We start from the raw sequence: 12,332 nt of genomic DNA on the forward strand, positions 1-12,332 counted from the left end.
ACCCCCGGCCGCGCCGAGTACGACGGCAGGGCTCAGCCGGCGACGGGCGCGAGCGCGATGTCCTCGGGCCTGATCGGGACACGGGGGAGGTCCAGCCCGGTCGCGGCCCTGACCGCCGCGGCCACCGCGGGGGTCGACGACAGGGTGGGCGGCTCGCCCGCGCCCCGCAGCCCGTACGGCGCGTGCGGGTCGGGGTTCTCCAGGATCGACAGCCGCATCGGCGGCATGTCGAGGATGGTGGGGATCAGGTAGTCGGTGAACGAGGGGTTGCGCACCCGGCTGTCCCTGACCTGGATCTCCTCCATCAGCGCCAGGCCCAGACCCTGCGCGGAGCCGCCGTGGATCTGCCCCTCCAGGGCCAGGGGATTGAGGATCTTCCCGACGTCCTGCACGGCGGCCAGCTCGACGACCCTGACCAGGCCGAGCTCGACGTCCACGTCGACCACGGCCCGGTGCACGCACAACGCGAGCTGGGTGTGGGAGTCCCCCTGACCGGTGACCGGGTCCATGGGGAACGTGGGCCGGTGCCGGTACTCCCGCGTCTCCTCGACCGGCCCGAACCGCTTCAGCACCTCCGCGAGCGACAGCCCCGGATGCGCCGCCCGCAGCGCGTCGAGGCGCGCCCGCACCGCCTCGCAGGCCGCCTTGACCGCCCCGCCGGTGACGTACGACTGGCGGGAGGCCGAGGAGGACCCGGCCGAGCCGACGGCGGTGTCCGCCGGGGCGATCGTGACCCTGCCGATCCCGAGCTCCGTACGCGCGATCTGGGCCTGGACGGTGACGAGCCCCTGGCCCACCTCGGCGGCGGCGGTGTGCACGAGCACGTGCGGCTCGTCCCCGGCCAGCTCGACCCGCACGCGGGCCGTCGAGTAGTCGTCGAAGCCCTCGGAGAAGCAGATGTTCTTGATGCCGACGCCGTAGCCCACGCCGCGCCGCACGCCCTCGCCGTGCGTGGTCTGCGCGACGCCGCCCGGCAGCAGGCGCAGGTCGGGCCCGCCCGCGGGTTCCGGCGGCAGCGGCATGGCGGCCAGCTCCGCGAGCATGTCCGCGAGCGGCGCGGGGCTGTCGATCACCTGCCCGGTGGCCAGGCGCGAGCCCTGCGACACCGCGTTGCGGACGCGGATCTCGACCGGCGAAAGCCCGCAGGCCGCCGCGAGGCGGTCCATCTGCGACTCGTACGCGTAGCACGCCTGGACCGCACCGAACCCGCGCATCGCCCCGCAGGGCGGGTTGTTCGTGTAGACGCCGTAGGCGTCGATCCAGACGTTGCCCACCTCGTACGGGCCGACTCCGAGCGAGGCGGCGTTGCCGACCACGGCGGGGGTGGACGAGCAGTAGGCCCCTCCGTCGAGCACGATCTCCGCCTTGACGTAGACGAGCCGCCCGTCGGCCGTCGCGCCGTGCTCGTAGCGCATCCGCGCCGGATGCCGGTGGACGTGGCCGAAGAACGACTCCTCACGGCCGTACACCATCTTCACCGGGCGGCCGGTCCGCAGCGCCAGCATCGAGGCGTGGACCTGCATGGACAGGTCCTCCCTGGCGCCGAACGCGCCGCCGACCCCGGCGAGCGTCAGCCGCACCTTCTCCTTCGGCAGGCCCAGGCACGGCGCCACCTGGTCCTGGTCGACGTGCAGCCACTGGGTCGCGACGAACAGGTCCACTCCGCCGTCCTCGGCGGGCACGGCCAGGCCCGACTCCGGCCCGAGAAACGCCTGGTCCTGCATGCCGACCTCGTACTCGCCGGTGACGACCACCTCGGCCTCGAAGGTCCGGCCCACCCTCACCGGCTGGTGCCGTACGAGGTTCCCCTCGGGGTGGACGGCGGGACAGGACGGGTCGAAGGCGGCCCGGCGGGCATCGGTCACCGCCTCGCGCTCCTCGTACTCCACGACGATCGCGGCGGCGGCACGGCGCGCGGTCTCCGGATGGTCGGCGGCCACGATCGCCACGGGCTCGCCCTGGTAGCGGACCTGGTCGACGGCGAGCACCGGCTGGTCGCGGCGCTCCAGCCCGTAGAACTTCTCGCCGGGCACGTCCGCGTGGGTCAGCACGGCGAACACGCCGGGCATCGCGAGCGCGGGGCCGGCGTCGACCGAGCGGATCCACGCGGACGGGTGGGGGCTGCGCAGGGTGGCGCCCCAGAGCATGCCCTCCAGCCACAGGTCCGAGGAGTACGCGAACTCCCCGGTCACCTTCAGCGTGCCGTCGGGGCGCGGCACGCTCTCACCGAGGCCCGAACGCCGCCCCGTCCCGCTCGCCGTCCCCGTCGCCGTCTCAGCCGCCGTCCCCGTCGCCGTCTCAGCCGCCGTCTCAGTCGCCGTCTCAGTCGCCGTCTCAGTCGCCGTCTCAGTCGCCGTCTCAGTCGCCGTCTCAGTCGCCGTCTCAGTCGCCGTCTCAGTCGCCGTTTCAGGCGCCATCCGCCGCTCCACCCTCGCAGTACAGCAACCCGGCGTGGGCTGGGCCTATCGGCGCGGCCATGAAACCCGGGGACGGACGGAGTCGATGCTTGTATATATCTCCAAATACGCTTCTGCCGTGCTGTTGCATGATCTGCTCGCCGCACCGGAACTGCGGCTCACCCTGCTGACGGGTGACGAGCGGCTGGACCGTGAGATCAAGGACGTGGTGATCACCGATCTGCCCGACCCGCGGCGGTACCTGTCGGGCGGCGAACTGGTGCTGACCGGCCTGATGTGGCGCCAGTCGCCCGCGGACTCCGCCCGGTTCGTGGACGCCCTGGCCGAGGCGGGCGTGGCCGCGCTCGGCGCGGGCGACGCGCGGCTCGGCACGGTCCCGGACGACCTGGTGGAGGCGTGCCGGGTGCGCGGGCTTCCGCTGCTCGAAGTGCCCGTCGAGGTGTCGTTCGGAGCCGTCACCGAACTCGTCGGCAGGCGCGCCGCCGCCGCCCGGGCGGGCGACCTGCGCGGCGCGCTCGGCCGGCACCGCAGGATCGTCGCGGCCGTGGCCGAAGGGGCCGGGCTCGGCGAGCTGTTCGCCCTGGTCGAGGCCGAACTCGGCGTCACGGCCGCCGTCGTGTCCGCCTGTGGCGCGGTCGTCGCGGGCGCCCTGGACGAGGATCAGGCCGTACGGCTGGCCCGCGACTACCTCGCCGCCGTCCGCCTGCCGGTCGTCGTGGACCGCGGCGGGCCGTTCACGCTGTTCGCCGTGGACCGCTCGCACCGGGCCGCCGGCTGGGCCCTGGTCTGCCGGGGCGAGGTCGACGTGGAGATCGGCTACGAGCTGGCGGCGTGCGTCGCGATGGAGCGGACGCGGGCGGAGGAGGGCCGCCGGGTGGAACGGCGGCTGGCCGAGCAGCTCATCGCCCTGGCCTGCGCGGGCGGCGACTTCGCGGAGCTGTCGGCCCGGCTGCGGACCTGCGGCATCGACCCCGCCGAGCCGTACGCCGTGGTCACCGCCACCGTGAGCAGGCGCGGGGCGACGGACGGCCCGGACCCCGCCCTGCTGGGCGGTCAGGTGACGGAGGAGCTGCTGGACCGCGGGGTGGTGGCCGCCGCGGGGGCCGACGCGTCGGTGGCGCTGGTCCCGCTGCGCGGTGACACCCACTGGGGCGACCGCGACGCGCTCGCGGCGCGGCTGCGCGCCCGTACGGCGGTGCTCGCCGGCGGGCTGCCCGCGATCACGGTGTCGGCCGGGCTGAGCGGCGCGCTGACCGGGCCGCAGGCCATCCGGGGCGGGGTGGAGGAGGCGGGCCACGCCCGGCGGATGGCCGAGGCGCGCGGCGGGGGAGTGGTCACCAGCGACGAGATCTACACCCACGCGCTGCTGCTGGCGACCGTGCCCGGCGACGTGCGGTCCTCGTTCGCCGGACGGCTGCTCGGGCCGCTGTTCGACTACGACCGGCGGCACGGCGCCGAGCTGGTGCGCACGCTCGGCGCCTTCCTCGACTGCACGGGATCGTGGAACGCCTGCGCCGAGCGGCTGCACGTGCACGTCAACACGGTGCGCTACCGGATCAGGCGGGTCGAGGAGCTCACCGGCAAGGACCTGTCATCCATGGCCGACCGCGTCGACCTCTTCCTCGCACTCCGCGCCGGCTGAGCCGTCCGCGATCCGCGGCGGGCCGTCCTGCGGGCTCTCGCCGAGCAGGGCGAGCTCCTCGCGGGCGAAGTCCACCCAGTAGCCGGCCCCGCACTCCTGCGCGACCGCCAAGGTCTCCCGCAGGTACTCGCGCGCCCTGTCGAATCTGCCCATGAGGCGTTCGGCCTGGCCCAGCCGGCCGAGGCACCTCGGTTCCATGCCGCGGAAGCGGCTCTCCCTCATGAGGACGAGGGCCCTCTCGTAGAGCTCAGCCACGGACCGGTGGTCGTCCTGCATCAGGTGCACCTCGGCCATGCCCATCAGCGCGTCCGCGCGGTGCATGACGTCCCCGGCCTCCTCCGCGAGCACCCCCATCTCGGTGTACGCCGCCCTGGCGGCCGCCACGTCCCCCAGGCCGAGCTGCGCCGAGCCGACGCACATGAGAGCGTGGCGTTCGCCCACCGCCGCGCCGATCTCCCTCGCGATGCGCAGTTGCTCCCGCGCCGACGACAGGGCCTCGTCGTGCACCTTGAGCGAGTTGAGCATGACGGCGAGGTTTCCCAGGGCCCTCATCCGGGAGAAGGGTTCCCCGAACGTACGCCGCAGGGCCACCTCGGCGCGCTGGTGGCGGAGGGCTTCCTCGTAGCGTCCGACATGGTCCAGGGCCTGCGCGAGGTAACCGTGCGCGAGGGCGGAGATCTCCTGGTCCCCGAGCCGATCGCCCACCTCGAGCGCCTGGCGGCTGAGGGTCAGGATGTCAGGGTGGTGGCCGATGTACACGAGGGGCCAGTGGAAGGAGAAGGCGAGGTGGGCGCCGGAACCCGCGAGGCAGGGGTTGCGGGACGCCATCGCCTGGGCCGCCACGGCGAGGACGTCGTCGCGTTCCCGCTCCAGCCACGCCGCCGCGTCCGCGCCGTCCTTCAGCCTGAAGGGTCCGAGCCTGGCGAACTCGTGCGGGGGATGCACCCGATGCGGGTCGATCAGTTTCATGGCCAGGCGTATGGTCGTGCCGTAAAGACCGATCACGCGGTCGAGCGCGTCGTCGCGGTCGCGCTCGCTCAGGCGCCGCTCGGCCAGTTCCATGGCGAAGAGCCGGACCAGGTCGTGCAGCCGGAACCGGCCGTGCTCGCCGGGTTCGGCCAGGTGAGCCCGGACCAGGCGGGCCACCGCCCGCTCCGCCTCGTCCAGCGGCACGTTGAGGAGGGCCGCCACGACCTCGGCCGTGGCGTCCGGCACGTGCGGGACGCCCAGGTGGCACAGGGCCGCGGCCGCCGCCCGGTCGAGCTGACGCGGGCCGGCCGCCAGCAGGTCGTGGCTGAGCTGGAGGCTGGCGCGGACCGCGACGTCGCCGGACTCCAGCTCGTGCAGCGCCCGCCGCTGGTCGCGCAGCCGGGAGTTCAGCTCCGGCAGGGACATGTGCCGGTTCTCCGTCAGGCGCGCCGCCGCGAGGCGCAGGGCGAGGGGCAGCCTGCCGCACAGGTCCGCCAGTTCGGCGGCGGCGGCCGGGTCGGCGGCGACCCGCTCGGCGCCGACCAGCTTCGCCAGCATGGTGACCGCCTCCGACCGCAGCATCCTGCCGAGGACGAGCTGGACGCAGTCGTCGGCCACCGCGAACGACTCCCGGCTCGTCACGAGCAGGGCGTTCCCGGCCGGCAGGCCCAGCAGAGGGCGGACCTGTTCGGGGCCCGCGGCGTCGTCCAGGACGATCAGCATGCGCCGCCCGAGCAGGCGGTCCCTGAGCATGCCGGCGGCTTCGCCGGGGTCGGACGGCACCGCCTCCGCGTGCACCCCCAGGTCCCGCAGCAGCCTGCCGAGCAGGTCGAGAGGGCCCAGCCGGGCGACCCCCGGTGTCGCGCCGAGCAGGTTCACATACAGCCGGCCGTCCGGGTAGTGGTCGCTCACCGCGTGCGCCGCGTGCACGGCGAGCGTGGACTTGCCCGCTCCGGCCGTGCCGGTGACGGCCACGACGGCCTGCGGGTCGGTGCCGTCCCAGGGCGCGAGCAGCGCCCGCAGGCGCACCAGCATCGCGGCCCGTCCGACGAAGACCCGGCTGCCGCGCGGAAGCTGGTGAGGGGCCCGGGCCGGCGGTGTCAGGGCGCTCTCCCCGGACGTACGGACGGCGAGGGAGGGGTCCGCGCGCAGGATGAGCTCGTACGCGCGCCGCAGGGATTCGCCGGGATCGACGCCGAGGTGTTCGGCGAGCAGAAGCCTGGTGTCGTGGAAGACCTCCAGCGCCTCCGCTTGCCGCCCGCAGCGATAGAGCGCGAGCATCAGCAGTTCCCGGGCGCGTTCCCGCAGCGGGTCCTCCGCGGTCAGCGCGGTGAGCGCGTCGAGCGACTCCTGGTGCCGGCCCAGCCGCAGCAGCGCGTCGGCGTGGTCCTCCCGCGCGGTCAGGCGCATGCCCTCCAGCCGGGCTCGTTCGGCCTCGCAGAAGGGGCCGGGAAGGCCGCCGAGCGCTGGGCCCGCCCACAGCCCCAGCGCGGCCTCCAGTTCGCGCAGCCAAGCCGGGAGGTCCTGCTTCCCCTGGTAACGGCGGGCCTCGGCGAGGCGCTGCTCGAAGTCCTCGGCGTCGGTCCGGCACGCGTCCCGCGCCAGCCGGTACCCCTGCGTCGCGTGGATCAGCATCGTGAACGGCCCGCGCCTGCCCCGCTCCGGTTCGAGCAGCCGCCTCAGCCCCGCCACATAGGTGTAGAGGCTCTGCTCGGCGGTCTTCGGGGCGGCGGCGCCCCACAGGGCGCCGATGAGCCTGTCCTTCGTGACGGCGTGGCCCGCCTGTGCGGCGAGCACCCAGAGGGTGGCCCGTTGCAGCGGCGGCCCCAGGTTCACCTGCCGGTCCTTCAACCACGCGGTCACCGGTCCGAGGACCCGGAGCCGGAGGCCGCCTTCGCCGAATTCACTGTGTACCGTCCCCATCGACGTCCTGTCCCTCCCTCGAACCGACGATCAGCCGGTGAGCGCCGCGTGAGCCGGTTGAGGCCGGGAAGGGGCCGAACCGGGGAAGGCCGTCTCGATGGCGCGCAGTTCGTCCTCCGCCAATCGGGAGAGTTCGGCGTCCCCGGACCGCTCCCGGATCCCCAGCGCCTCCCGGGCGTAGGCCAGTGCCTGCACCGGCTCGTTCAGGAGACGGTGCACCCTGGCGAGTACGGCGAGGCACTCGCACTCGCGGGCCCGGTGGCCGATCTCCCGGGCGAGGCGCAGGCCGCGCTCGAGGTAGGACTTCGCCGTTCGCAGATCACCGCCGTCCAGGCACAGCTCGGAGAGCAACGAGAGGCCGGCCGCTTCGTGGTAGCGGTCTCCCGCGGCCTGCGCGAGTGCGAGCGCCTCGCCGACCAGGCACATGGCCGCCGTCACGTCGCCCAGCTCCCGGCAGGCGGTCGCCCCGATCAGCAGCGAATGGCGCTCGCCGACCTCGGAGCCGATCTCCCTGGCGATCGCCCGCTGGGCCTCCGTCTGCTCACGCGCCTCCGCGTGCCGCTCGAGTTTGAGAAGGACGACGCCCAGGTTGCCCAGGGCACGCATCTCGCCGAACCGGTCGCGCAGCGCGCGTCTCAGCTCGAGCTCGGCCTGCTGGTGCAGCAGGGCCTCGGCCCCCTTGCCGAGGTTCAGCAGCGCGTTGGCGATCTGGCCGTGAGCCAGGGACAGGATCTCCTGGTCGCCGGTTCGCTCGCCCACGGCCAGGGCCAGCCTGTTGAGCTCGCGCTGCTCGCGGCGGTGCGCGCCCCTCGTCAGCTGCCAGGTGAGGGAGAACCCGACGTAGGCCCCCAGGCGTGCGACCTCGTCGTCCTCGCTCGGCATCGCCTGCGCGGCGGCGGCGACCACGTCCGCCAGCTCCTCCTCCAGCCAGTTCCTGGCCTCGTCGGCGGTCCCCAGCGCGAGCGGGCGCTGCGGCACGCCGGGCCAGGGAAGCTGGACGCGGTGGGGATCGAGCACCGTGCTGGCGTGGCGTGCGGTCGCGCCGAAGAAGCCGAGCGCGCCCAGGAGCGCGTCCTTGCGGGCCTCCGGCGTGAGCCGGGCGTCCGCGAGCTCGATCGTGAACAGCCGTACGAGGTCGTGCGGGCGGTAGCGGCCCAGTCCCGAGATCTCCAGCAGGTGTGCGCGTGCGAGGCGGTCGAGGGCACGCTCGGCGGCGTCGACAGGCTCGCCGAGGAGGGCGGAGACCAGCTCGGGGGTCACGCTCGCCACGTGCAGGACGCCGAGGTGGCACATGGTCCGCGCGGCCAGCCGATCGAGCTCGCCGCCGTGGGCCAGACCCTCGTAACTCAGCTCCAGACCGGAACGGACGGCCCTCCGCCCCGATTCCAGCTCGTGCAGCGTACGCCGCCGGTCCTCCAGCCTCGTGGCCAGATCCCGCACCGTCCAGTCGGGGCGTTCGGCGAGCCGGGCGGCGGCCAGGCGCAGGGCCAGCGGCAGCCCGCCGCACAGGTGCGCCAGGCGGTCCGCGGCGGCCGGGTCCGTCGCGATCCGCTCCGCCCCGACGAGCTTCGCCAGCACGGTGACCGCCTCCGACCGCAGCAGCCTCCCGAGCACGAGCTGGACGCAGTCGTCGGTCACCGCGTGCGATTCCCTGCTCGTGATCAGCACGGCGTTGCCGGACGGCAGGCCCAGCAGGGCGCGGACCTGCTCGGGTCCCGCCGCGTCGTCGAGCAGGATGAGAGTCCTGCGTCCCTCCAGCCGGTCGCGCAGCACGGCGGCGGCCTCGTCCTCCTCGCACGGCACGGCGCCGCCCGGCAGCCCCAGGGCGCGCAGGAGCCTGCCGAGCACGTCGATCGGCTTCAGACGTTCGACCCCCGGCGTCGCCCCCTGCAGGTTGACGTACAGCTGCCCGTCCGGGAACGCGTGGGAGGAGGCGTGGGCGGCCTGTGCGGCCAGCGCGGACTTGCCCGACCCCGGGGCCCCGGTGATCGCGACCACCGCCTGCGGGGGTCCGCCGTCCCACGGAGAGAGCAGGGATCGCAGGCGGACCAGTTCCTCGGCCCGGCCCACGAAACCGCTCACGGCCCGCGGCAACTGCCGGGGAGGCCGCGCCGAGGGCTCCGCACCGGGCGAGCCGCCCCTCGCCCGCGCGAGCGAGGGATCGGCACGCAGGATCAGCTCGTACCGTTCACGCAGGGTCTCGCCGGGATCCACCCCGAGCCGCTCCGCGAGCAGCCGCTTGACGTCCATGTAGACCTGGAGAGCGTCGGCCTGCCTGCCGCAGCGGTACAGCGCCAGCATGAGCAGGTCGCGGGTGCGCTCCCGCAGGGGAGCCTCCGCGGCCAGCTCGGCCAGCGCCGCCGCCGCCTCCTGGTGCAGCCCCAGGCCGAGCAGCGTGTCGGCGTGGTCCTCCCGCGCCGACAGGCGCAACTCCTCCAGCCGGGCCCGCTCCGCCTCCGCGAAGGGGCCGGGGATGCCGCACAGGGCGGGCCCCGACCAGCATTGCGCGGCGGCCTGCAGCGCGCGCAGGCTGCCGTACGGGTCACCGGCGCCGCGCAGCCGGCGGGCCTCGGTGAGGTGGTGTTCGAAGTCCTCGACGTCCACCTCCACGGTCTCGCGCTCCAGCAGGTAGCCGCGGGACCGGTGCGGCAGCACGACGTAGGGGCCCCGCCGGCCGGCCTGGGGCTCCAGCGCCCGCCGCAGGCCGGCGATGTAGGTGTAGACGCTCTGCTCGGCGGTGTTCGGCGGACGCTCTCCCCAGAGTCCGTTGATCAGCGCGTCCCTGGTCGCGACCCGGCCGGGACGGGCGGCGAGGAGGCACAGGGCCGCGCGCTGCAGGGGCGGCCCGAGGTCGACGCTCCGGTCGCCACGCCACGCGGCCACGGGCCCCAGCAGCCGCAGACGGCACAGTGAGTGCCGGGACGCTCCCCGCTCTATTGCGTTATGCATAGGGTTGTCGGACTCCCCTGGTAACGGCACGGATGGGTTCCGCGGGCACCATGAGGAGCCGGAATCACACTCCCATGCTCGGGCCATGCGCTGAGTAGCGATTGCGCATGCAGGCCGTAGCCCCCAGAACTGCGGCTTTGCGATGACATCCCCGATTGGCCGGTTCTGCGCGCATCCTCGAGGCAGCTTCCGGCCTAACTTCAATATGCCATCACATATCTATATTTTGTCTAGATACCGGAATGAGAAGTGTCCGTCTCCGCTGCCCGCGGACGTCTCGGCTGAGTGGCCGAACCCCTGTGACCGGCGCGAACGGCGGCTCGCCGGGCCGGTGGGCGGACGGGCGCCGGCGGGTGGGCACCCCGCGGCCGGGCGGCGGGATCGCGCTGTCCGTACGGGCCCGTCTTCGCGGCCGCGCGGGGGACGCGCGCCGCCGGGACGGACATCGGGGTGGGGGCGCACCGCCGGGCACGACGGCCCGGACGCGCCGGCATGGCCGGGGCGGGCGATCGGGCGGCGGCCCGGGCGGTCGCGCCCTGGAAAGGCGACGGTCCGCGAAGCGGGGCCGATCGGGCGGCGAGCATGCGCCGGAAAAGCCCATTGCCCGGCCCGCGCTCATTGCGAATCACTCCGGCGACGTGATTTCATCGTCATGAAACCGGGTGAGATTACGGGAGATTTTCGTTATTGGGAGCGGTGGCGCCGAATGATGGAATTGCCTGAGCGCCGAGAACCGCCGGCCCAGTTTTCGGCCTAGTTTTCGGCCGAGAACCGCGGGGCCGGGTCGTCATTCGCGGGGCGGCCTGGCCGGCCCCTTGGGCGGAGGGGGTAAACGCCGGGACCGGCCAGTGTCCTGGATCATCGCTGCCGGAGAGTGGCTCCCGGTACGCAGCCACGACCGGGTCAGCAGCAGGCGCTGCCGTTCCCGTAGGAGATGAGGGGAGACGTGGAGCGGTCGGTGGTCGTAGCATTGGCCCCAGTGGCCACTACGGCCGGAATTAGGACGCTAAGTAGACACAAGGCTAGGCGGCGCACGGTGGATCTCCCATCGATTCGACTGTCGGGCCTACAATATTTCAAGAGGTGCCAATGGCCGCGCAAGATCTCGTCGGGCAGAGAATCAAGGCGATTCGTCGGCAGCGTGGGCTCTCCCAGGCGCAGCTCGCCCACCCCGAGCTTTCCGACAGCTACGTGTCCCTGATCGAGAGCGGCAAGCGCACCCCCACTCCCGCGGTCCTCGAACTGCTCGCGCAGAAGCTCGACTGCTCCCTCACCTACCTGGTCAACGGAGTGACGGCCGAGCAGATGGAGGACCTCGAAGTCGGCCTGAGCTTCGCCCGCATGGCGCTGGAGAACGGCGAGGTCGCCGAGGCCCGCCGCAGGTACGCCGAGCTGCTCGCCGACGGCAACCTCCTGGGTCTCACCTCGATGCGGGTGGAGGCGCGCCACGGTTACGCGCTGACGCTGGAGGCGTGCGGCGAGCTCGGCGAGGCGATCTCGGTGCTCAACGAGCTCAACGACGCCGAGGCCGACGCGCTGACGCCGGAGCGCAAGGTGGCCGTCGCGCTCGCGTTGTCCCGCTGCTACCGCGAGCGCGGCGACCTCTCGGCCGCCGTCCAGATCGGCGAGCAGGCCCTCGGCAGCCTCTCCAAGGGCGGCTGGAACGACGATCTCGTCGAACTCGGCGCCACACTGTTGTTCGCCTACGTGGTGCGAGGCGACCTGCTGCGCGCGAGCCACTTCGCCGGCGAGCTGCTCGCCGTGGCCGAGACCCTGGGCACGCCGAGGGCGACGGTCGCCTCCTGCTGGAACGCCGCGTTCGTGGCCGAGCAGGCGGGACGCGGCGACGACGCCATCGCCCTCATCGAACGTGCGCTCGCCATCCAGTCAGAGACGGGTGAGCCCCGCAATATCGCCAGGCTCCGCCAGGCCTATGCGTTCATGATGCTGCGGATCCACCCGGAGCAGGCGGAGACGGCGCGCGACCTGCTGCTGAGGGCTCTGCGCGAGCACGAGGAGTCCGCCACCAGCAAGTTCGACAAGTCGCGCGTCTTGATCGTGCTCGCGTTGGCGGAGGTCATCCTCGGTCGCCCGGACAAGGCGCTGGAGTGCGCGCGGGCCGCCGCCGAGCACGTGGACGGCACCAAGGGCGACCAGCGCACCGACGCCCACATCCTCCTCAGCCAGGCCCACCACCTGCTGCACGAGGACCTGGAGTCGGTGGCCGAGCTCGACGTGGTGAGCCGGTGGCTGGACGACGTGCCGCCCACGCGGAAGACCGCCGAGGACTGGATGACCGTCGCGGAGATGCACCGGCGGCTGGGCGACGACGTGCAGAGCGTGGCCGCCTACCAGCGCGCCCTCGCCTGCGCGGGTCTCTAGCCGCGCGCCTTCGACTGGATCCGAGAACGGGATGCTCTTCGCGCCGGGCC

5 protein-coding genes are annotated in these 12,332 nt (G+C 73.5%); 2 read left to right on the forward strand and 3 right to left on the reverse strand.

Annotated features, from left to right (window positions below):
• Window positions 1-32: 32 nt before the first annotated feature.
• Entirely contained in the window at window positions 33-2,219 is a 2,187-nt protein-coding gene (locus ABZ857_RS11965) for a molybdopterin cofactor-binding domain-containing protein (RefSeq protein WP_357041542.1), read from the reverse strand.
• A gap of 316 nt (window positions 2,220-2,535) precedes the next feature.
• On the opposite strand from ABZ857_RS11965, the gene ABZ857_RS11970 reads away from it, so the two are divergent.
• Window positions 2,536-4,059, forward strand: a complete 1,524-nt coding sequence (locus ABZ857_RS11970) for a PucR family transcriptional regulator (RefSeq protein ID WP_357041545.1) — start codon at window positions 2,536-2,538, stop codon at window positions 4,057-4,059.
• Here ABZ857_RS11970 and ABZ857_RS11975 read toward each other — a convergent pair.
• Window positions 4,009-6,891: a BTAD domain-containing putative transcriptional regulator gene (locus ABZ857_RS11975; protein ID WP_357041548.1), complete on the reverse strand. Its 2,883-nt coding sequence runs from the start codon at window positions 6,889-6,891 to the stop codon at window positions 4,009-4,011. The two genes, ABZ857_RS11970 and ABZ857_RS11975, sit on opposite strands and share 51 nt — an antisense overlap.
• Window positions 6,892-6,981: 90 nt before the next feature.
• On the reverse strand, window positions 6,982-9,900 hold the full coding sequence (locus ABZ857_RS11980) for a BTAD domain-containing putative transcriptional regulator (RefSeq protein ID WP_357041551.1): 2,919 nt from the start codon (window positions 9,898-9,900) through the stop codon (window positions 6,982-6,984).
• 1,089 nt (window positions 9,901-10,989) lie between these two features.
• Here ABZ857_RS11980 and ABZ857_RS11985 point away from each other — a divergent pair.
• On the forward strand, window positions 10,990-12,282 hold the full coding sequence (locus tag ABZ857_RS11985) for a helix-turn-helix transcriptional regulator (protein WP_357041554.1): 1,293 nt from the start codon (window positions 10,990-10,992) through the stop codon (window positions 12,280-12,282).
• The last annotated feature ends 50 nt before the right edge of the window (window positions 12,283-12,332 follow it).

The sequence above is a fragment of the Microbispora sp. NPDC046933 genome (genome assembly GCF_040644635.1).
Taxonomy (GTDB): Bacteria; Actinomycetota; Actinomycetes; order Streptosporangiales; family Streptosporangiaceae; genus Microbispora.

Bases quoted from the DNA above. Each gene is read 5' to 3' on its own strand.
- ABZ857_RS11980 (WP_357041551.1), bottom strand. From the start codon at position 9,900: ATGCATAACGCAATAGAGCGGGGAGCGTCCCGGCACTCACTGTGCCGT.
- ABZ857_RS11985 (WP_357041554.1), top strand. From the start codon at position 10,990: ATGGCCGCGCAAGATCTCGTCGGGCAGAGAATCAAGGCGATTCGTCGG.